General features: G+C 55.8%; 22 protein-coding genes. 9 read left to right on the forward strand and 13 right to left on the reverse strand.

Annotated features, from left to right (window positions below):
- Positions 1 to 559 (forward strand): methylmalonyl-CoA mutase family protein (locus RMS03_RS10255; protein ID WP_310626958.1); only part of this gene is annotated, 559 nt, incomplete at its 5' end.
- Positions 560 to 933: 374 nt separating this feature from the next.
- Positions 934 to 1,407, forward strand: coding sequence for a GIY-YIG nuclease family protein (locus RMS03_RS10260; RefSeq protein WP_310626959.1), 474 nt, complete (start codon positions 934 to 936; stop codon positions 1,405 to 1,407).
- Between the two features lie 3 nt (positions 1,408 to 1,410).
- Here the strand turns inward: RMS03_RS10260 and asd are convergent, their stop codons facing one another.
- Positions 1,411 to 2,277, reverse strand: a complete 867-nt coding sequence (asd, locus tag RMS03_RS10265) for an archaetidylserine decarboxylase (protein ID WP_310626960.1) — start codon at positions 2,275 to 2,277, stop codon at positions 1,411 to 1,413.
- A 105-nt stretch (positions 2,278 to 2,382) separates the two neighbouring features.
- Here asd and RMS03_RS10270 point away from each other — a divergent pair, with 105 nt between their 5' ends.
- The 3 genes from RMS03_RS10270 (at position 2,383) to RMS03_RS10280 (ending at position 5,091) form a co-directional block, all read left to right on the forward strand.
- Positions 2,383 to 3,306 (forward strand): ATP-binding cassette domain-containing protein, encoded by a 924-nt coding sequence (locus RMS03_RS10270; protein WP_310626961.1) that lies wholly within the window; start codon positions 2,383 to 2,385, stop codon positions 3,304 to 3,306.
- Between the two features lie 3 nt (positions 3,307 to 3,309).
- Complete coding sequence (locus tag RMS03_RS10275; protein WP_310626962.1) at positions 3,310 to 4,098, forward strand: ABC transporter permease; 789 nt, start codon at positions 3,310 to 3,312, stop codon at positions 4,096 to 4,098.
- Between the two features lie 144 nt (positions 4,099 to 4,242).
- Positions 4,243 to 5,091 carry a 3-hydroxybutyryl-CoA dehydrogenase gene (locus RMS03_RS10280; protein ID WP_310626963.1) on the forward strand — a complete coding sequence of 283 codons (849 nt, stop codon included), beginning with the start codon at positions 4,243 to 4,245 and terminating at the stop codon, positions 5,089 to 5,091.
- Positions 5,092 to 5,238: 147 nt separating this feature from the next.
- Here the strand turns inward: RMS03_RS10280 and RMS03_RS10285 are convergent, their stop codons facing one another.
- The 8 genes from RMS03_RS10285 to RMS03_RS10320 form a co-directional block, all read right to left on the reverse strand.
- Positions 5,239 to 6,219 carry a tripartite tricarboxylate transporter substrate-binding protein gene (locus RMS03_RS10285; protein ID WP_310626964.1) on the reverse strand — a complete coding sequence of 327 codons (981 nt, stop codon included), beginning with the start codon at positions 6,217 to 6,219 and terminating at the stop codon, positions 5,239 to 5,241.
- 87 nt (positions 6,220 to 6,306) lie between these two features.
- Positions 6,307 to 7,551, reverse strand: a complete 1,245-nt coding sequence (locus RMS03_RS10290; RefSeq protein WP_310626965.1) for an AMP-binding protein — start codon at positions 7,549 to 7,551, stop codon at positions 6,307 to 6,309.
- Positions 7,552 to 7,560: 9 nt separating this feature from the next.
- Positions 7,561 to 8,370: an ABC transporter ATP-binding protein gene (locus RMS03_RS10295; protein ID WP_310626966.1), complete on the reverse strand. Its 810-nt coding sequence runs from the start codon at positions 8,368 to 8,370 to the stop codon at positions 7,561 to 7,563.
- A 116-nt stretch (positions 8,371 to 8,486) separates the two neighbouring features.
- Positions 8,487 to 9,806: an ABC transporter substrate-binding protein gene (locus RMS03_RS10300; protein ID WP_310626967.1), complete on the reverse strand. Its 1,320-nt coding sequence runs from the start codon at positions 9,804 to 9,806 to the stop codon at positions 8,487 to 8,489.
- A gap of 44 nt (positions 9,807 to 9,850) precedes the next feature.
- Positions 9,851 to 10,927, reverse strand: a complete 1,077-nt coding sequence (locus tag RMS03_RS10305) for a branched-chain amino acid ABC transporter permease (protein WP_310626968.1) — start codon at positions 10,925 to 10,927, stop codon at positions 9,851 to 9,853.
- Between the two features lie 11 nt (positions 10,928 to 10,938).
- Positions 10,939 to 11,868, reverse strand: a complete 930-nt coding sequence (locus RMS03_RS10310; RefSeq protein WP_310626969.1) for a branched-chain amino acid ABC transporter permease — start codon at positions 11,866 to 11,868, stop codon at positions 10,939 to 10,941.
- Positions 11,869 to 11,878: 10 nt separating this feature from the next.
- Entirely contained in the window at positions 11,879 to 12,661 is a 783-nt protein-coding gene (locus RMS03_RS10315) for an ABC transporter ATP-binding protein (RefSeq protein WP_310626970.1), read from the reverse strand.
- Positions 12,658 to 14,604, reverse strand: coding sequence for an AMP-binding protein (locus RMS03_RS10320; RefSeq protein ID WP_310626971.1), 1,947 nt, complete (start codon positions 14,602 to 14,604; stop codon positions 12,658 to 12,660). Before RMS03_RS10320 ends, RMS03_RS10315 begins: the two co-directional genes overlap by 4 nt.
- Before the next feature lie 173 nt (positions 14,605 to 14,777).
- On the opposite strand from RMS03_RS10320, the gene RMS03_RS10325 reads away from it, so the two are divergent.
- From RMS03_RS10325 to RMS03_RS10340, 4 genes are all read left to right on the forward strand, one after another.
- Positions 14,778 to 15,485, forward strand: a complete 708-nt coding sequence (locus tag RMS03_RS10325; protein WP_310626972.1) for a Crp/Fnr family transcriptional regulator — start codon at positions 14,778 to 14,780, stop codon at positions 15,483 to 15,485.
- 13 nt (positions 15,486 to 15,498) lie between these two features.
- Complete coding sequence (locus RMS03_RS10330) at positions 15,499 to 16,356, forward strand: pseudouridine synthase (protein WP_310626973.1); 858 nt, start codon at positions 15,499 to 15,501, stop codon at positions 16,354 to 16,356.
- Positions 16,357 to 16,452: 96 nt separating this feature from the next.
- Entirely contained in the window at positions 16,453 to 18,438 is a 1,986-nt protein-coding gene (htpG, locus tag RMS03_RS10335; RefSeq protein ID WP_310626974.1) for a molecular chaperone HtpG, read from the forward strand.
- Positions 18,439 to 18,457: 19 nt separating this feature from the next.
- Positions 18,458 to 19,189, forward strand: a complete 732-nt coding sequence (locus RMS03_RS10340; protein WP_310626975.1) for a haloacid dehalogenase type II — start codon at positions 18,458 to 18,460, stop codon at positions 19,187 to 19,189.
- Here the strand turns inward: RMS03_RS10340 and RMS03_RS10345 are convergent.
- The 4 genes from RMS03_RS10345 to RMS03_RS11720 all read right to left on the reverse strand — a co-directional run.
- Complete coding sequence (locus RMS03_RS10345; protein ID WP_310626976.1) at positions 19,186 to 20,190, reverse strand: serine/threonine protein kinase; 1,005 nt, start codon at positions 20,188 to 20,190, stop codon at positions 19,186 to 19,188. The two genes, RMS03_RS10340 and RMS03_RS10345, sit on opposite strands and share 4 nt — an antisense overlap.
- A complete protein-coding gene (locus tag RMS03_RS10350; protein ID WP_310626977.1) occupies positions 20,183 to 20,533 on the reverse strand; it encodes a DUF1840 domain-containing protein in 351 nt (116 codons plus the stop codon). Before RMS03_RS10350 ends, RMS03_RS10345 begins: the two co-directional genes overlap by 8 nt.
- 32 nt (positions 20,534 to 20,565) lie before the next feature.
- The gene (locus RMS03_RS10355; RefSeq protein ID WP_310626978.1) at positions 20,566 to 21,288 is read right to left on the reverse strand and encodes an alpha/beta hydrolase; all 723 of its coding nucleotides are present in this window, start codon (positions 21,286 to 21,288) and stop codon (positions 20,566 to 20,568) included.
- Between the two features lie 87 nt (positions 21,289 to 21,375).
- A partial coding sequence (locus tag RMS03_RS11720; protein ID WP_405023472.1) for an IS3 family transposase occupies positions 21,376 to 21,474 on the reverse strand: 99 nt, incomplete at its 5' end.

Raw genomic sequence — 21,474 nt, forward strand, 5'->3', positions numbered from 1 at the left:
CACGCCCACCGAAGACTCGGTGCGTCGCGCCATGGCGATTCAGCTCATCATCAACCGCGAGTGGGGCTTGGCCAAAAACGAAAACCCCAACCAAGGCGCGTTCATCATCGAAGAACTCACCGAGTTGGTGGAAGAAGCCGTGCTAGCCGAGTTCGAGCGCATCGCCGAGCGCGGCGGCGTGCTGGGTGCCATGGAGACCGGCTACCAACGCGGCAAGATTCAAGACGAATCGATGACCTACGAAATGCTCAAGCACACCGGCGAGTTGCCCATCATCGGCGTCAACACCTTCCGCAACCCACATGGCGAGCAAGTGATGGACAAGCTGGAACTGGCCCGCTCCACCGAAGAGGAAAAGCAAAGCCAACTCAAGCGTTTGCAAGACTTCCACACCCGCCACAAGGCCGAAGCAGAGGTACAACTCAAGCGCCTGCAACAAGCCGTCATCGACAACGCGAACGTGTTTGAGGTGTTGATGGATGCGGTGCGCGTGTGTTCGCTGGGCCAGATCACCCGTGCTTTGTTTGAGGTGGGTGGGCAATATCGCCGCAATATGTAGTCGGTAATATCGGGGCATGAGCATTCGCCCCACTTTCACCGCCCCCACCCGTCACACAGACGCCGACAGCGCCCTTGCCCAAGTGCAAGCGTTGTACCAAACCAGCCTTGACCACCTGCGCCAAGCCATGCAATAGGTTTTATTTTCAACAGCAACTTATGACGACAAACACGCCCCTCTTTGAACCTACACGTGGCTTTGCCTACCGATTCGTTCGCTATACCGTTTTGCCTGAAGTAACAAAAGAAGTTACCCATTTGGGTGACGAACCTTTTTTATTGCGCGACATTGCATGGCCGATCATTGATCGACTTTTGACACGTGAGCAGCAAGCAGTGCGTGTTGCACGTGCGCAATCAGAAGGTGATGACAGCATGTCTAGCATTGTTCGCTTTTACGTGAACTTTTTAGCAAAGGGATTGAACCTCTACCAATCCATGGGGAAAGGTTACTTTCGTGCCCATTCAGAAGCTGATATTTCTGAAGACACCTTGGTAGACGAAGCCATGGAAAACGGCGATGAAGATGCTGGCGAATTTGAGGGCTGGATTTATGCGTTTAGCTTTCCCAGCATCACCCATCCATCTGACCCTTTTCCGATCAAAGTGGGTAAAACCGTGGGCAAAGTTGAAGACCGAGTCGCTGAGCAGGTGCGTGGCTCGGCTTCGTTTGAACAGCCCATCATTCTGGGCCGTTGGCGCGTCAAACGTGTCGGCCCCACCGAGCTAGCCATTCACAACATACTCAAAGCACGCAACAAGTGGCGCGACACTGCACCTGGACGCGAATGGTTTAACGCCTCACTCACCGAGATCGAATCCATCGTTGCATTTGTGAAAAGCGAGTAGTTTTCACCCCGCCGCATCCCCCATCTTCTCGCCCAAGCGCACTCCCTGTGTCGCCTGCCAACCAGGGTTGAGCGCAATGGTGTGCTTCGGCCACAGCACCACCACCGTAGAGCCCAACACGAAGCGGCCCATTTCGTCGCCTTGCTGCAAGCTCAGGTCTTGGTCGTCATACGTCCACTCGCGCACGGTGCTGGGGCGTGGTGGATTGACCACGCCATGCCACGGTGTAGCCATGCTGCCCACGATGGTGGCACCCACCAGCACCAAAACAAATTGCTTCGGTGTCTCACCAGAGGCGACAGGCATGTCAAACACGCACACCACGCGCTCGTTACGTGCAAACAAACCGGGCACGCCACGCGCCGTGGCAGGGTTGACTGAGAACAAGTCACCCGGCACATAGATCATGCGGCGCAAGCGACCGCTGCTGGGCATGTGGATGCGGTGGTAGTCCTTGGGGCTGAGGTAGATCGTGGCGAACTCGCCGTCTTGGAACTGCGCGGCCAATGTGGCGTCACCACCGACCAACGCTTGTGTGCTGTAGCTGTGGCCTTTGGCTTGGAACACTTGGTCGCCGTCGATGTGGCCGAACTGGCTAATCGCGCCGTCCACTGGGCACACAAACGCGGCATCGGCCAAGGGGCGAGCGCCGGGCTTCAAGGCGCGAGTGAAGAAGTCGTTAAAACAGGCGTACTGCGTGATGTCGGGCTGTGCGGCCTCGTCCATATTCACTTGGTACTTGCCCACAAACCAGCGGATCAGGCCATGGGTCCATCTGCCACAACGTGCGCGCGCCACGAGGCCTGCAAACTGCGTGAGCAACTGTTTGGGCATCACATATTGGGAGAGAACAAATAAGGTATCGGACACAGGCACACCTTGTTAAAAGTTGTTCAGATTTTAGGCGCTGCGCCTCCGATTTAAAAGTGACACTTCTGACTTACGCTGCCACCACACACAGGCACAATCCACCCCATGAGCACACCACTTTTTGAATGCAACCACCTCCTCAAACGCTACGGTGACAACACGGTGGTGAATGATGTGTCTTTCAGCATCGCGTCCGGCGAGTGTCTGGGCATCATCGGCCCCAACGGTGCGGGTAAAACCACCACGCTGCGCATGTGCTTGGGGCTGGCCCAACCGGACGGCGGCAACATCCATGCGTTTGGCTTGTCGATGCCGAAGGACGCACTGGCCATCAAAGCCCGCTTAGGCGTGGTGAGCCAGTTCGACACACTCGACCCCGACTTCACCTGCGCTGAAAACCTACTGGTGTTTGGCCGTTACTTTGGGATGAAAAAGACTGACATTCAAGCGCGCATTCCGCAGCTGCTGGAGTTTGCTGCACTGACGCACAAGGCCAACGCCAAACCGGGGGAGTTGTCAGGAGGCATGAAGCGCCGCCTGAGTTTGGCGCGCGCCCTCATCAACGATCCCGATGTGTTGCTGCTTGATGAGCCCACCACCGGCCTCGACCCGCAGGCGCGTCACCTGATGTGGGAACGCTTGCAGCAACTGTTGCAACAAGGCAAATCGATTTTGCTGACCACCCACTTCATGGACGAAGCCGAGCGCTTGTGCAACCGTTTGCTGTTGCTAGACCACGGCAAGAAAATTGCCGAAGGCACACCACGTGATTTGATCGCGCAGCACCTCGAACCCGATGTGGTGGAGGTGTATGGCCATGGCGCACTCGCACTGGTCAACAGCCCCATCGCCGCTTTGGCGCAGCGGGTGGAAACCAGTGGCGAGACGGTTTTTTTCTACACCCAAGATGCGGCGCAACTCCTGCAAGGCTTGCGCACCCACACGGGTTTGCGCACACTACACCGCCCCGCCAACTTAGAAGATTTGTTTTTGAAAATGACCGGGCGCCAAATCCGTGAAGAAGGTTAAGCCATGGCCACGTCTTTCACCCACTCCTATTTCCGTTTCTGGCCCGTTTTCTTGCGCAACCTCTTGGTGTGGCGCAAGCTCGCCATTCCCAGCCTGGTCGCCAACATTGCCGAGCCGCTGATGTGGCTGGTGGCTTTTGGCTACGGCTTGGGCTCCTTGGTCGGCGACGTCACTTTAGGGGCGGACAAGGTGCCGTACATTTTGTTTTTGGCCAGTGGCTCGATTTGCATGAGCGCCATGAACGCAGCCACCTTTGAAGCTTTGTACTCCGCCTTCTCGCGCATGCATGTGCAAAAAACTTGGGACGGCATTCTCAATGCGCCCATGCGTTTGGACGATGTGCTGTTGGCCGAAATGCTCTGGGCCGCCTTCAAAGCGCTCTTCACCATCACCGCCATCTTGGGCGTGATGTGTGCGCTGGGCATCACCCAAAGCTGGAAGCTCTTGGCAGCGTGGCCCATTCTCTTGTTTGTCGGCATCACCTGCAGTTGCATTGCACTCATCTTCAATGCACTGGCTAAGGGGTATGACTTCTTCACCTATTACTTCACGCTGTTCCTCACGCCCATGATGTTCTTGAGCGGTGTGTTCTTCCCCCGCGACCAACTGCCGGGCATCGTGCGCGAGATCTCGGCTTGGCTACCGCTCACACAAGCCATAGCCTTGGTGCGGCCCTTGTTTCTCGACCAATGGCCCACGGATGTGGTGCTGCACCTAGGCGTACTGGCGGTGTACGCTGTGGTCGCGTGGAAGATTGCGCTGCATCTGACGAAAAAGCGTTTCAAGGCCTAAAGCAAGGCGCATGAAATGTGGCGAATATCGCTCAACCGTAAAAACGACCACGCTTGTTCCCCAAAGGCACGAGCAAAGCGAAGTGCCGAAACAACCACCCGCTAATATTGGCTTTTTGATTCAACCGTAAACAAGGATTTCCCAATGAGCATTCAAACCGTAGGCATCATCGGTGCTGGCACCATGGGCAATGGCATTGCACAAGCGTGTGCGGTGTCTGGCGTGAACGTGGTGATGCTCGACATCTCTGACGCCGCCGTCGCCAAAGGCCGCGCCACCGTGGTCAGCAGCTTGGGCCGTTTGGTCAAGAAAGAAAAAATCACCGAGGCCAACAAAACCGCCGCCTTGTCACGCATCCAAACCAGCACCAGCTATGACGACCTCAAAGGTACGCAACTCGTCATCGAAGCTGCGACTGAGAGCTACGACCTCAAAGTCAAAATCGTCAAACAACTCGACAGCATGTTGTCCCCTGAAACTATCATCGCGTCCAACACCTCGTCCATCTCCATCACCAAGCTCGCCGCCGTCACCACCCGTACCGACCGCTTCATTGGCATGCACTTTTTCAATCCCGTGCCGATGATGACCCTGGTGGAAATCATCCGTGGTTTGCAAACCTCCGACGCCACCCACGCTGCGGTGCATGACCTGTCCACGCGTTTAGGCAAAGCCCCCATCACCGTGAAGAACGCACCAGGCTTTGTGGTCAACCGCATCTTGGTGCCCATGATCAACGAAGCCTTCTTTGTGTTGGCCGAAGGTGTGGCCACCGCCGAAGACATCGACGCAGGCATGAAACTGGGTTGCAATCAGCCCATTGGTCCCTTGGCTTTGGCCGACATGATTGGCCTAGATGTGTGCGTGGCGGTGATGGGCGTGTATCTGCAAGAGTTTGGCGACAGCAAATACCGCGCATGCCCCTTGCTCAAAGAGTTAGTAGCCGCAGGCCAGCTCGGTCGCAAGACCGGCAAAGGCGTTTACACCTACTAAGCGGCCAACGGTTTTGCGTTGGCATGAAATACGCCCTGCTCGCTGACATCCACAGCAACTTGTACGCACTGGGGGCCTGCTTGGCCCACGCGCAAGGCCGTCGGCTCCCCCGCATGGATTGCGACTGAGCAAGTGGTGGGGGCTGGGTCAGTCCGCGTACACGCCAGCGGACTGAATGATCGGGCCCCACTTAGCGATTTCAGACGCAACAAACTTTTTGTGGTCTGCGCCATCGGTGCGCTTGTCAGTCACGACCACTGCACCTAAGCCTTGTTGCTTCTTGATGAACTCGGGGTCTTTCAGCGCCGCCGTCAACGCTTTGTTGATCTTGGCCGTGACGTCTGCGGGCGTTCCCTTGGGCGCGTACAAACCGTGCCAAATGGTGACTTCAAACCCCTTGAGGCCAGACTCGTCCAAGGTGGGCAAGTGCTTCAATGCAGAGGTGGTCAAGCGCTTGGTAGTGGTGACAGCAAACGCCTTGACTGTTTTGGCTTCAATTTGGCTGGTGGTGTTGGTGGTCTGATCGCACAGCAAATCAATTTGTCCGCCCATCAAGTCGTTCATCGCAGGGGCCGTGCCTTTGTAGGGCACGGTGGTCATGTCGATCTTGAGCGCGCTTTGGAAGAGTAAACCGCACAGGTGTGAGGCAGCGCCCAAACCCGCATTGCCCAAATTGACTGTGCCTTTGTTTTGCGTAATCCAAGCCTGCAACTCTTTGAAGTTGGTGGCAGGCAGTGTGGGACGACCAATCAAGGTCATGGGCACTTCGTTGACCACGCCCAAATATTCAAAGTCTTCGGTGGTGTTGTAGGGCATCTTGCGATACAAAGCTGGCGATGCAGCCATGCCAATGTGGTGCAACAAAACGGTGTGCCCGTCTTGTGGCGCTTTGGCTACTTTGTTCGCGCCAATCGTGCCACCCGCACCTGCCACGTTCTCTACCACCACGTTCGCGCCCAAAGGTTTGCGCATGGCTTCTGCCAAATCACGCGCCACGCGATCGGTGGGGCCGCCTGCGGTGAAGGGCACAACGATGGTGACGGGCTTGTCCTTGATCGGGAAATCAGTCGCGTTGGCACCCGTCAAAGCGGTCACAGCCAACAGGCTCAAAGTCAACAGTTTTTTCATGGCATCTCCTTCATAGATAACCCATGCTAAAACATTTATGGTTCATTTTCATTTCGGACATCACGTAGGGAATTACCTTGATATAGATCATTGGTACGTGCGTGCGTCTTCAATCACTTTGCCGTCATTGGGCAAAGTGCCCACCGCCACAAACACCACCTCGGCGCGCAGCTTGGTGATGTCACGCACGGCGTCGCCCATCTTTTGCGCCAAGCCCTCGGCCTCAGACGCCTCCACCTTCAAACACATCTGATCGTTGGCCATTTCACCCGTGACGACTAAACGGGCACGTTTGATTTCAGGGAAGCGTTTGGTCACCTCGGCGACTTGACCCGGATGCACAAACATGCCGCGCACTTTGGTGGTTTGATCGGCGCGCCCCATCCAGCCTTTGATGCGCACGTTGGTGCGTCCTGTCGGGCATGCCCCCGTCAGCACGGCAGACAAGTCACCCGTGCCAAAACGAATGAGTGGGTAATCGGGGTTAAGCGATGTCACCACCAACTCACCCACCTCGCCTTCGGGCACGGGGTCACCAGTGCCGGGGCGCACGATCTCCACAATCACACCTTCATCCAGCACCAAGCCTTCGCGGGCTTCGGTCTCGTACGCAATCAAACCGAGGTCTGCGGTGGCGTAGCACTGATAACCCGCAATGCCGCGCTCAGCCAACCAATCACGCACGCTAGGAGGAAAGGCTTCGCCCGACACCAAGGCTTTGGTGACGCTGGGCAAGGGCACGCCCATCTCCGTCGCTTTTTCCACAATGATTTTCAAAAAGCTAGGCGTACCGATGTAGCCCGCAGGCTTTAACTCAGCCATGGCGCCCACTTGCTGTTCTGTCTGACCCGTACCGCCCGCAAACACGGTGCAACCAATGGCGTGTGCGCCCGTCTCCATCATGGAGCCCGCGGGTGTGAAGTGGTAGCTGAAGCAGTTGTGTGCGAGTTCGCCTGCGCGAAAACCTGCGGCGTAAATGGCGCGGGCCATGCGCCAGTAATCAGCGTGTGCACCTTCGGGCTCGTAGATGGTGCCGGGACTGGCAAACACGCGTGGCATGGCCTTGCCAAAACCAATCGCGGCGAAACCGCCAAACACGTTGGTGGCGCGTTGTGCTTGTTGCTGCGCCAGCAACTCGTATTTACGAATCACAGGCAGCTTGGCCAGCGCTTCGCGACTGGTAATGCTCGCGGCGTTCACACCCGCCAACGATTGGGCAAAGGCGGGTGAATGTTGTTGTGCATGTGCGATCTGTGCTGGCAGCGCAGCCATGAGGGCGGCTTCACGCTCGACGGGGTTGCGGGTTTCGAATGCGTCGTAGTGTGTAGACATGCGCGCCCCTTACGCCAACCAACGCTTGCGGCGTTTGTAGCTCTTGGCATCTTTGAAGCTCTTGCGCTCGCCGCCGCCCATGCCGAGGTAGAACTCTTTCACGTCTTCATTGTTGGCCAAATCAGATGCGGCACCATCCATCACGATGCGCCCCGACTCCATGATGTAGCCGTAGTCGGCGTATTTCAGCGCCATGTTGGTGTTTTGCTCTGCGATGAGGAAGGTGACTTTTTCTTTCTCGTTCAAGTCTTTGACGATGTTGAACACCTCTTCCACAATTTGCGGCGCCAAACCCATCGACGGCTCGTCCAACAACACCATGTTGGGGCTGGCCATGATGGCACGGCCAATCGCGCACATTTGCTGCTCACCACCGGAGGTGTAAGCCGCTTGCGAGGTGCGGCGGGTTTTCAAGCGGGGGAAGTAGTTGTAGACCTTCTCCAAGTTGGCGGCTATCTCGCCCTTGCTGCTGCGGGTGTAGCTGCCAGTCAGCAGGTTTTCTTCGATGGTCAAGTGGGCAAAGCAATGACGCCCTTCCATCACTTGCACCACACCACGCTTGACCAAATCAGCGGGCGTGAGATTTTCGATGCGTTCGCCACGGAACTCAATGCTGCCCTTGGTCACCGCGCCACGCTCGCCTTGCAGCAAGTTAGAAATCGCACGCAAGGTGGTGGTTTTACCCGCACCGTTGCCGCCCAGCAAAGACACGATGTGGCCTTCGGGCACATTGAGCGACACGCCCTTGAGCACCAAGATGACGTGGTTGTAAATGACTTCAATGCCATTGACGTTGAGAACGATGTTGTTGGCGCTCATAACTTACCTTGCTAAAAAACGTTGTTGGGTTAATCAAACCGCAAGCCCCTTGGGTGCCTGTGGTTTGATGGCTCAGATGAGCCACCAAACTGTCATTCAGTGACGACGGCTAAGCCTTATTGGCAATCTGCAGCGGAACGACGTGTGAGTTTTTTCTCTGCGGCGTATTTGTCAGCAAACTGCTTGACCAGTGGCTTGATGATGGATTCATCCGCTTCGATCCAGTCAGAGGTGAAGTTCCACTTTTTGCCGTCCCAGGTGTGAACACGTGCAGAACGCGAACCTTCGTGATCCAAGCAAGACGTGCTGATGGGGTTCATCACCGTGCCCAGGCCCAGCTTGTCCAAAGCTTTTTGGTTCAACGCCAAGTTCTCCAAACCCCAACGAATTTGCTCGCCAGTCATGACCTTGCCTTTGCCGTAACGTGCTTGCGCTTGACGTACACCTTCCACAGCCAAGGCTGCGCTGACCATGCCGCGGTTGTAGAGCGTGGAGCCCACTTCTTCGACAGTACCTGTACCTGCCTTCTTACCATGCACGTGCGTCTTGATGTCGGCAATAATCTTGCCGCCTTCACCCGTCACAACCAAGCCGTTGTAGCCCTTGGCAGCTTCGCCCACGTCTTTGACATCTGGCTCAGCAGCAGACCACCATACGCCATACATTTTTTCGCGTGGGTAACCTGTGGCCACCGCTTCTTTCAAAGCGGCCGAGTTCATCACGCCCCAGCCCCACAACAACACGTAGTCGGGACGGGCTTGACGCACTTGCAACCAAGTAGCTTTTTGCTCCACGCCAGGTGCTGTAACTGGCAACAGTTGCAAGTCAAAGCCTTGCATCTTGGCGCGCTCTTGCAAAAGTGGGATGGGCTCTTTGCCATAAGGGCTGTCGTGATAAACCAATGCAATCTTCTTGCCCTTGATGTTGCCGCCTTCTTTTTTGGTGATGTGCTGCATGATGATGTCAGCGCCAGACCAATATGTGCCCATCAGTGGGAAGTTCCACTTGAACACTTGGCCATCGCTGGACTCTGAGCGGCCATAACCGCCAGTGATGAGCGAGTTTTTGTCAGTGGGTGCTTTTTCAGTCAAAGCGAAAGTGATGCCTGTTGACAGAGGCTGGAAGATCGCGCCTTGCGCTTTGCCTTTCAAGCGCTCATAGCACTCCACGCCGCGGTCTGTGGCGTAGGCGGTGTCGCACTCTTCAAAAGTGATTTTGACGCCGTTGATGCCGCCGTCACGTGCGTTGATGACTTTCAAGTAGTCGGCGTAGCCGTTGGCCCATGGCACACCGTTGGGCGCATAGGCGCCCGTGCGGTATGGCAACACGGGGAAGAACTGCTCTTTGGCTTGGGCCTGAGCCGATGTGGTGACCAAAGCGCTGGTCAAACCAGTCGCGGCAACAGCCACCGCCATCATGAGGGAACGAATTTTCATTGAAGTCTCCTTAGAAAAAATTATGCAAACACTTGAAACCCAACTCAGTGTGGGAAAGGCCACAAACGCAGCTTTTGCTTGCCCACACTCCACAACTTGGCCAAGCCATGAGGCTCAACGATCAAGAACCAAACAATCAAAGCACCAAAAATCATTTGCTCGGCATGTGTCAAGGCCGCCGTGCTGACCTCAACTCCCACCATCGCACCCAGAGACGGCAGCACCAAGTTGATGATGATGGGCAGCACCACGATGAACGCAGCACCAAAAAAACTACCCATGATGGAGCCCATGCCGCCCAAGATCACCATAAACAGCAACTGAAATGAACGGTCCACCGAGAACGCAGCAGGCTCCCAAGAGCCGAGGTAAACGAAGGCCCACAAAGCGCCAGCCACGCCAACAATGAACGAGCTCACCGCAAAGGCACTGAGCTTGGCGTACATGGGGCGAATGCCAATCACGGCAGCAGCCACGTCCATGTCACGAATGGCCATCCACTCACGCCCAATCGCACTACGCACCAAGTTTTTAGCGAGCAAGCCAAATACCACTAAGAACACCAAGCAAAAGGTGTATTTCTCATAGGGTGTGTTGATGGGCAGACCAAACACTTGTAAATCAGCCACCGAGGCGGTGCCTGATGCAGAGTCGTTGGTGAACCACTTGATGCGCAAAAACGCCCAATCGCAAAAGAACTGTGCAGCGAGTGTGGCCACGGCCAAGTACAAGCCCTTCACGCGCAAGCTGGGAATGCCAAAAAACATACCCACCAGGGTGGCGAAAAATCCGCCCATCAACAAAGCCACGATCAGCGGCATGCCTTCGATACGCACAAAAAAATTGTAGGCCGCATAGGCGCCCACCGCCATGAACGCGCCTGAACCCAATGAAATTTGACCGCAGTAGCCCACCAAGATGTTCACGCCCAGCGCGGCGAGCGACAAGATGAGGAAGGGAATCAAAATCGCACGCAACATGTATTCATCCGCAAGCATGGGCACGCCGATGAAAGCAAACGCAATGAGCAGCAACACACCCATGCGGTCTTGCGTGATGGGAAAGATTTGCTGATCCGCCTTGTAAGTCGTTTTAAATTGACCGTTTTCTCTATAGAACATGTGTAATTCCCTTATACGCGATCAATGATTTTTTCGCCGAACAAGCCTTGTGGACGAACCAACAAGAAGCCCAAGGCCAGGACATACGCAAACCAAATTTCGATGCCCCCCCCCACATAAGGGCCGAGGAACACCTCAGACAGCTTCTCGCCCACGCCAATGATCAGGCCGCCGATGATGGCGCCTGGCACAGACGTCAGACCACCCAAAATCACCACAGGCAAAGCACGCAAAGCGACCGTTGACAGCGAAAACTGCACGCCCAACTTCGAACCCCAAATCATGCCAGCAACCAGCGCCACGACACCCGCCACGCACCACACGATGACCCAGATACGGTTCAGTGGAATACCAATGGATTGCGCCGCCTGGTGGTCGTCGGCCACAGCGCGTAGCGCACGACCAGTGGTGGTTTTTTGGAAAAACACACTGAGCAACGCAACCAGTGCAGCAGCGATGCCCGCAGCCACCAAGTCTTCTTGGTTGATCATGATGCCACCTTCAAAGGTGGACTCCATGAGCATCAAAGGTTCTTTGGGCATGCCCACATCAATCTTGTAGATGTTGCTGCCGAAAATGGTTTGACCTACGCCGTCCAAGAAATAGGTGATGCCCAGAGTGGCCATCAGCAGGGTGGTTCCTTCTTGGTTGACCAAATGGCGCAAGACCAAGAATTCAATCACCCCAGCCACCACAAACATGACCAAGGCGGCCCCCGCAAATGCCAACAGGTTGACCAAGACCAAGTGGTCAATACCGGTGTAGACGGGAATCCATTCACCAAAGCGAGCCATGGCTAGCGCAGCAAACAACACCATCGCGCCTTGCGCAAAGTTAAACACGCCAGAAGCTTTGTAAATCAGCACGAAGCCAAGGGCGACCAACGAATAAAGCATGCCTGCCATGAGGCCGCCGAAAAGGGTTTCAAGAAAAAATGCCATGCGCTTGTCCTTAGTGTGAAGTGCCGAGGTAAGCGCTGATGACTTCCTCGTTGTTGCGCACCTCATCGGGGGTGCCGTCGCCTATTTTTTTGCCGTAGTCGAGTACGACCACACGATCAGAAATATCCATCACCACGCCCATGTCGTGTTCAATCAGCACAATGGTGGTGCCAAATTCGTCGTTCACGTCCAAGATGAAGCGACACATGTCTTGCTTCTCTTCTACGTTCATACCAGCCATGGGCTCATCTAGCAACAACACTTGTGGCTCAAGCGCCAAGGCACGGCCCAAATCAACACGCTTTTGCAAACCGTAGGGCAACTGGCCCACAGGTGTTTTACGAAAGGCTTGGATTTCCAGAAAATCGATGATGCGCTCGACTTTTTCGCGATGCATTATTTCTTCATTTTCAGCAGGCCCTATGCGCAAAGCTTGCATGAGGATGTTGCTCTTCATGCGCAGGTTGCGCCCCGTCATGATGTTGTCAAGCACACTCATGCCTTTGAACAAGGCCAAGTTTTGAAAGGTGCGCGCAATGCCCATGGTGGCCACTTGATGGCTGTCCATGTGACCAAAGGTTTCACCACGGAAAGTGATGGAGCCGTCCTGGGGTGCGTACACACCGTTGATGCAGTTCAACATCGAGCTTTTGCCCGCGCCATTGGGGCCAATGATGGCGCGCACTTCGTGCTCTTTGACGTTGAACGAAATGTCGGTCAACGCCTTCACGCCGCCGAAACGCAAACTGATGTTTTTGACATCAAGGATGACGTCACCGATTTTTTTACTCATGCTGCTTTCCCCACAGGTGCGAAGGTTTTGGCGTCAGACAGTTTGAGCGTGGCGCTCACGCTGCCGGTGCGTCCGTCTTCAAACTTCACTTGGGTTTCAATGAATTGTTCGGTCGCGCCGTTGTAGAGCGCGCTGACCAAGGCGTCGTACTTTTCGGCGATGTAGCCACGACGCACTTTATTGGTCCGTGTGAGTTCGCCGTCGTCTGCATCGAGCTCTTTGTGCAGCACGAGGAAGCGGCTCACTTGGCTCCCTGCCAACAATTCGTCCGCAGACAGATCCGCGTTAACCTTCTCAACGCACTCTTTGATCAGCTGATACACCTCCAGCTTTTGTGCCAAGTCGGTATAGCCTGCATAAGGCAAGTTGCGACGCTCGGCCCAGTTACCCACGGCTTCCATGTCAATGTTGATCATCACGCACACTTTTTCGCGTTGGTCCCCATAGGCCACTACCTCTTTGATGTGCGGGAAGAACTTGAGTTTGTTCTCGACATACTTCGGCGCAAACATGGCACCGTCGTTCGTGCCGCCTTTGATGCGACCCACGTCTTTGACGCGGTCGATGATTTTCAAGTGGCCATGCGCATCCAAAAAACCGGCATCGCTGGTGTGATACCAGCCGTCGGCGGTCAACACCTCTGCTGTAGCGGCATCGTTTTTGTAATAGCCCTTGAGCAAGCCGGGCGACTTGACTAGGATTTCGCCGTTGTCGGCGACTTTGATTTCCACGCCTGCGCAAGGAATGCCCACTGTATCGGCGCGCGCTTCGTGGTCAGGCTGCAAGCAGACAAACACGGCAGTTTCGGTAGAGCCATAGAGCTGCTTCAAGTTCACGCCAATCGAGCGGTAGAAACTGAACAAGTCTGGGCCAATGGCTTCACCCGCGGTGTAGGCCACACGCACGCGACTCATGCCGAGGTTGTTGCGCAGTGTTCCGTAAACAAAAAAGTTACCCAAGGTGTACAGCAAACCACCCACCAAGCCAATGGACTTGCCATCCATCTTGGTTGGGCCGTACTTGCGGGCCACATCCATGAAGTAATGAAACATGCCGCGTTTGATCGCACTGGCATCTTCCATGCGAATCATCACGCTGGTCAGCAAGCCTTCAAACACGCGGGGAGGCGCAAAGTAGTAAGTGGGGCCGACTTCTTTCAAGTCGATGGTGACGGTAGCTGCCGACTCAGGGCAGTTCACCACATAGCCGCAGTACAACCACTGTGCGTAACTGAAAATGTTTTGACCAATCCATGCGAGTGGCAAATAGGCCAACACATCCTCATGTGAGGTGAGCTTGTCAAACAAGGCGCCTGCTTCGGCACGGTTGATCAGTGAGTTGTGCGTGTGCACCACGCCTTTGGGATTGCCTGTGGTGCCCGAGGTGAAGAACATGGCGCCCACATCGTCGGTGTGTGCCTTCTCCACTTCTTGCACGTAGAAGTCTGGGTGCTGTTTGGCGAACACGGCACCAGCAGCGAGCAGCTCTTCGAGTGAGGCCAAGCCAGGCTCGTCGTATTTACGCAGACCGCGTGGGTCATCAAAAAAGATATGGCTGATTTGTGGGCATTGCTCGCGAATCTCTAGCAGCTTGTCGACCTGCTCTTGATCTTCCACCACACAGAAGCGCACTTCGGCGTTGTTGAGTGGGAACACGCACTCCGGGCCTGCCGCATCTTGGTACAACGGGATAGGAATCGCACCCAAGGACTGTGCGGCCAACATGGTGGCGTACAAGCGGGGGCGGTTGGAGCCAATCACTACCAGATGCTCGCCGCGCGTCAACCCTGCTTGATGCAAACCGCACGCCATGTGCGCCACCATCTGAGCCATGTCAGCCCAAGAGGTGGTCTGCCAAATGCCGTATTCCTTCTCGCGCATGGCGGGCGCTGTGGGGCGGCCGCTGGCATGTTTGAGTAACAGTCGCGGGAACGTGGTCTGCATTCCTAATCCTTGCTTTATTGGTCGACAAAAATCATGACGCGTCGGTGACGCGTTTTATAGGTTGGATGCGATGGTAGGAGCGGGTTTGACGTCAATTTGTCATTTCGACGACAATTTAGGGTAGACACCAAGCAGTGATTACCCGTATAAAACTTTTACATTGATCAGAATTCATGACGCCAACACCCAGCGTTCACCAACGGCGGCGCTCGCTCACCGCGCAAGAGCTCAAGCTCATTCCTTGGTTCGGTTTACTCAAAGACACCGAGCGCAAGCGCATCGAATCCCAACTCGTCGTCAGCGACCCCATGCCCGGCGACTATGTCTGCCGCGTGGGCCGTCAAGCAACGTATTGGTTTGGTGTGGTGGAGGGCTTGTTGAAAATGAGCACCGACAGCGCCAGTGGTCGCAGCATCACGTTCACGGGCGTACCCCCTGGGGGTTGGTTTGGCGAGGGCACGGCTATCAAACGCGAAACATACCGCTACAACATCATGGCTTTGCGCCGCAGCGTGGTAGCAGGCGTACCTATCGACACGTTTCATTGGTTGCTGGACAACTCCATTGGTTTCAACCGCTTTGTGATGAACCAGCTCAACGAGCGCTTGGCGCAGTTCATTGAAGCTCGCGAGATTGACCGCTCAAATGATCCAGATGTCAGGGTGGCGCGTAACTTAGCTGCACTGTTTAACCCCGCCTTGTTTCCAGGCGTCGGCGAGATGCTTCGCATCACACAGCAGGAGTTGGCTTACTTGGTGGGCCTGTCGCGCCAGCGTGTGAATGTGGCGCTGAACCGACTGGAAGAGCAAGGCGCCATTCGCATTGAATACGGCGGCATGCGCGTGCTTAACTTGGCGGCTTTGCGCGCCAGCGGCACTTAGAATTCAGCCCCGTATGTCAGACACATCCACAGCCCTCACACGCCTCAACAAACGCATGGCCGAACTCGGCCTGTGCTCACGCCGAGAGGCCGATGCTTGGATTGAGCAAGGGTGGGTTCTGGTCAATGGCCGCCCCGCCGAAATGGGCGTGAAAGTTGGCCCCAAAGACCGTGTTGAAGTGGATCCACGCGCCAAGGGCCACCAAGACACACAAGTCACTGTTTTACTGCACAAACCCATGGGCTATGTGAGTGGTCAAGCCGAAGACGGGCATGAGCCCGCGATTGTGTTGATAAACCCTCGCACACATTGGCTGGGCGACTTGTCCAAGCGACGCTTCACGCCCACACAGTTGCGTAGCCTCGCCCCTTCGGGCCGACTCGACATCGACTCCACGGGCTTGTTGGTGCTGACACAAGACGGCCGCGTCGCACGCCAGTTGATTGGCGAAGACTCGGAGATGGAAAAAGAATATTTGGTGCGCGTGACCTACACCGGCCATGAAAACACCGCAGCGGCCACCGCCGCATCTGCCACCTATGGCGGTAGAGCCAATCAACTCAGCGCCATCGGTGACCACGACCGCGTGACCAACAACGTGCAAGCAGTATTTCCAAAGGCTCAGCTTGAACGCTTGCGCCACGGTTTGAGCTTGGACGGCAAACCTCTCAAACGTGCACAAGTGGAATGGCAAAACCCAGAGCAACTTCGTTTTGTACTGACCGAAGGCAAAAAGCGCCAAATTCGCCGCATGTGCGAACAAGTCGGCTTACAGGTCGTGGGGCTCAAGCGCATTCGCATCGGACACGTCCAACTGGGGCAGCTACCTGCGGGGCAGTGGCGCTATCTTGGCGTGCACGAGCGTTTTTAAGTCCAACATCGCCAAGCTGTTTGCAACCCTCTTGAAATTTAGGCCAACGCCCCACATCTCAGGGCGTTATTTTTTGTAATTTTTGTTTTTATAACCATGACCAAAAAAACCCACTCCTTCCAAGCCGAAGTCTCGCAACTGCTGCATTTGGTGACGCACTCGCTGTACTCCAACAAAGAAATTTTCTTGCGCGAGCTGGTGTCTAACGCCTCTGACGCCTGCGACAAATTGCGCTACGAAGGCCTGAACAACGACGCCTTGTTTGAAGGCAATGCCGAACTCGAAGTGCGCGTGAGCTTTGACAAAGATGCGCGCACACTGACCATTGCCGACAACGGCATTGGCATGAGCCAAGAAGAAGCCATCGCCCACCTCGGCACGATTGCCAAGAGCGGCACCCGCGAGTTCATGGGCAAACTCAGCGGCGACCAAAAAACCGATGCCATAGACCAAGGCGCTTTGATTGGCCAGTTTGGCGTGGGCTTTTATTCGGGCTACATCGTGGCCGACCGCATCACGGTGGAGTCACGCCGCGCTGGCCTCAAGGCCAAAGAAGGCGTGCGCTGGAGTAGCACAGGCACGGGTGACTTTGAGGTGGAGAAGATCACCCAAGCCGAGCGCGGCACCAAGGTCATCTTGCATTTGCGCGACGATGCCGAGGAATACCTGAGCGCGTGGAAGCTCAAATCGGTCATTAACAAATACTCGGACCACATCTCATTGCCCATCCGCATGCGCAAGGAAGAGTGGAAAGAGGGAGACGTCATCGAAGGTGACCCCTCCGGTGGTCGCCAACCCGGCGAAATGGTGCTGACCGACGAGTGGGAAACCGTCAACCAAGCCAACGCGCTGTGGGCACGCCCCAAGAAGGACGTGAGCGAGGAACAGTACGCGGAGTTCTACAAACACATCAGTCACGACTTTGCGCCGCCTTTGGCTTGGAGCCACAACCGCGTCGAAGGCAGTACCGAATACACCCAGTTGCTGTACATCCCCGGCAAGGCGCCAATGGACTTGTTCAACCGCGACAAGAAGGCCAGCTTAAAGTTGTATGTGAAGCGCGTCTTCATCATGGACGATGCGGAGGCGCTGATGCCCTCTTACCTGCGCTTCATCAAAGGCGTGGTGGACTCGGCTGATTTACCCTTGAACGTGAGCCGCGAGTTGCTGCAAGAAAGTCGCGACGTCAAAGCCATTCGTGAAGGCAATACACGCCGTGTGTTGGCCGTGCTGGAAGACTTGGCCAAGTACGACAAAGCCCCCGCAGCAGGCGCTGACGGCGTCACTGATGTGCTCAGTGAGGAGGACAAAGCGAAGGAAGGCAAGTACAGCCAGTTTTACGCTGAGTTTGGTGCTGTGCTCAAAGAAGGCTTAGGCGAAGACTTTGCCAACAAAGACAAGATCGCCAAGCTACTGCGCTTTGCCAGCACAAGTACCGACACAGTGAGCGTGTCCTTTGCTGACTACAAGGCACGCATGAAAGAAGGCCAAGAGGCCATCTACTACATCACGGCGGACACCTTGGCTGCGGCCAAGAACAGCCCACAACTGGAGGTGTTCCGTAAGAAGGGCATCGAAGTGTTGCTGATGACGGACCGTGTGGACGAGTGGGCACTGAACTTCTTGCAAGCGTTCGATGGCACCCCGCTGCAATCGGTGGCCAAAGGGGCCGTGGATTTGGGCGTGCTGCAAGACGAAGCCGAGAAGAAGGCCGCTGAGGATGCGGCCGAAACCTTCAAACCTGTACTAGCCAAACTCAAGGAAGCCTTGAAAGACAAAGCGGACGATGTGCGGGTGACCACCCGATTGGTGGACTCACCTGCATGCTTGGTGGTGAAGGACCACGGCATGTCCATGCAACTGGCCCGCATGCTCAAGCAAGCAGGCCAGCAAGCGCCAGAAGTGAAGCCTGTGCTGGAGGTGAATGCGGATCACGCCTTGGTGAAAAAGCTCAGTGCCGATGCCAACCCCAACTTCAACGATTTGGCCCACATCTTGTTTGACCAAGCGCTGTTGGCCGAAGGCGGTTTGCCAGACGACCCTGCCGCCTATGTGAAACGGGTGAACGCACTCTTGGTGTAAAACACGGTCCATGACACACATGGACACACTCCACCCTGCGTCAATTGACGACTGGAAGGCCAACACGCGCGTGTTGGCCTTTGATATTTTTGGCACGGTGGTCGATTGGCACGGCAGCATTGTTCGGGAGATGCAAGCGCTCTACCCATCGGTGGACGCCAACGCCTTTGCGCTGGCTTGGCGTGCTGGCTATCAACCGGCGATGGGACGTGTGCGCTCTGGCGAGTTAGGCTGGACGCGGATTGACGAACTGCACCGTTTGATTTTGGAGTCCTTGCTGCCGCGATTTGGTTTGACGCATTTGAGCGAGGTCGAACGCGTACACCTGAACCGCGTGTGGCACCGTTTAGACGCTTGGCCTGACAGTGTGGCGGGGCTTCTTCGCCTGAAAAGTAAGTTCCTGATTTGCACCTTATCGAATGGGAACTTGGGCTTGCTCACCCATATGGCAAAGCGGGCCGGACTGCCTTGGGACTGCGTCTTGTCCGCAGAAGTGTTTCGCGCTTACAAGCCAGACCCCGCAACGTATTTGGGCGTAGCCAACGTGCTTGATGTGTCCGCGCACGAAGTCATGCTGTGCGCCGCCCACCATGACGATTTACAAGCCGCACGCGCTTGCGGCTTGCGCACGGCCTACATCGAACGTCCGGTGGAGTTTGGCGCTTTACAGCCCAAGGATGTGTCGCCTCAGGCGGGCAACGATTTGCATGCGACAGACATTCAAGCCTTGGCTGATCAGCTGGGTTGCTAAACGTAGAGCGGCTCTTCTTGCATGGCTTCGCACTGGTCGACCAGCACGTGTATTTGCCCCGCCCAATAGTCGCTACTGCCAAACCATGCGAAGTGCTGCGCAAAAGCAGGGTCGTCTTTGCGACGTGCCAACCAAGCGCTGTAGTGAATCAAACGTAGGGTGCGCAAAGGTTCAATCAAAGCCAGTTCGCTGCGGTTGAGTTCGCGCATTTGCTCGTACCCGTCTAAGAGCATGGCGAGTTGCTGTGTGCGTTGCGCACGCTCACCACTGAGCAGCATCCACAAGTCTTGTATCGCGGGCCCCATGCGGGCATCATCCAAGTCCACAAAATGCGGGCCCCCGTTGGGCAAGTCTGTGGGCGTCCACAAGATGTTGCCTGGATGGCAGTCGCCATGCAAACGCAAGTGATGTGCAGGATGCGCTATGAATTTTTGCGTCGCCACCTCAATGGCTTGGTTGCACGCGGTGAGCCACTCAGTTTGCTGATCGAGTGGAATGATGTGTTGAGCGATCAACCAGTCACGCGACTCCAGCGCAAATGTGCTGACATCTAAGGTGGGACGCGTCGCAAAAGCTTGTCTCGCCCCCACGTTGTGCATGCGTGCGATGAAGCGGCCAATCCACTCCAACACTTCGCCATCATCTAACTCGGGCATGCGCCCACCACGGCGCGGGCTGACGCTGAAGGCAAACCCATGTGCGTGGTGCAGCGTTTGACCCTGCAAGGTCAAGGGGCCCACCAAGGGCACTTCGTCAGCCATCAACTCCGCGGCAAAGCTGTGCTCTTCCAAAATCTGAGCATCAGTCCATCGCTCGGGTCTGTAAAACTTAGCCACCAACGCGGTGTTGTCATCCAGCATGACTTGGTACACCCGATTTTCATAAGAACTCAAGGCCGTCATACGTCCATCAACAGCCAAACCCAAATCTGAGAGCGCATCCAGCACCACATCGGGTGTGAGCGATTCGTAAACATGGCGTGTCGGTCTGTCTTCAAACACCCCAAACAACCTCTTTGTCTTCGGCGTGTGCGCGTTGGAGCATATCGATGAAGGGCACCACACGTTGCTTCAAGCTGATGCTGCGCGCACCTTCGGTGGCCGCCGTGGAGGTGGCACTGTCATCTTTGTTGTTCGCTGTTTGGGCGACTTCTTTGTTAGCTTGATGTCCAAGCGCTTCCTGTGCGACAGCTGCCTGCAATGCGGCTACCGCAGCGAGCATCTCGCTGACCCGAATGATGCCCTTCGATCGGGGCTCTTTGCCAATCAGCGTCAGGATGTGTTTGCCCTGCGGCTCCAGCATGATGAGGTCGCCCGTGGCCTTGGATTTGAATTTGTATAACATGTTTTTATTGTGCGCTTTTGCTGCGTATCGTCCTAGTGGTTTATGTGGCTGGGCACAAGCAACGCATCCACGATACGGTGGAACGCATCGACTTGTTCAAACATCACCCAATGCCCCGCGTCAGGTACCACATGGAATGAGGCCAAACGCGTCAGCACCTCTGGCACTTGTGACAAAGTACCTTTATAAAGTGCATCGTGCTCGCCCCACACGCCGTGTACAGGGCATGTCCAGCGCGCTTGCACTTGCGCCAAGATATCGGTACGTGCGATGCGGCGACGACGCATGCGGTCGCGCGCCACATTGGCTTGCTGCATGTCAAGCACCACCTCTGTCACGCTGTCTGCATGCGTCAACATCATGGCTTGAAGGTTGTGTCTGTGTACCTCGCGTTGAGCGGCCAAGTCCATGTGGGGCGTCATGCCGCGCAGGGCCAATGTGGGACTGAAGAGGCCGAGACCCGGTACACCCACCAGCACCATGCTGCGAACAAATGATGGGTAGTCTGCGGCCAGCAAGCCTGCACTCAAGCCGCCAAATGAAAAGCCCATGACATCCACGGCACGACCCGTAAATGTGGTTTCGAGTATGTCCGCTAAGTAAGGTACCAGTCCATCGGCATCTGCCACACCTGCGGGCAGGCTCGAATCTCCAAAACCAGGAAGATCCAAGACCCAAACAGGACGGTAAGTGGCAATATGCATGACGTTTCGCACCCAGTGCGTCCAACTGCCCGAGCCACCGTGCAGCAGCACCAAGGGATTAGTACCCGATTGCGGCAGCCTGTGCCCACCCCAGACATGTGAACCTGCCCCTGTTGGACGTACCTCTTAGCTGGTCAATTATGCGGCCTTCAATAGCTGTGCCGCGTTCCAGCTTTTCTCAAACTGCATCGGGCTGACATAGCCCAATGTAGAGTGAATTCTGCGGTGGTTGTAGAA

The sequence above is a fragment of the Limnohabitans sp. genome, assembly GCF_031538885.1.
GTDB lineage: Bacteria > Pseudomonadota > Gammaproteobacteria > Burkholderiales > Burkholderiaceae_C > Limnohabitans.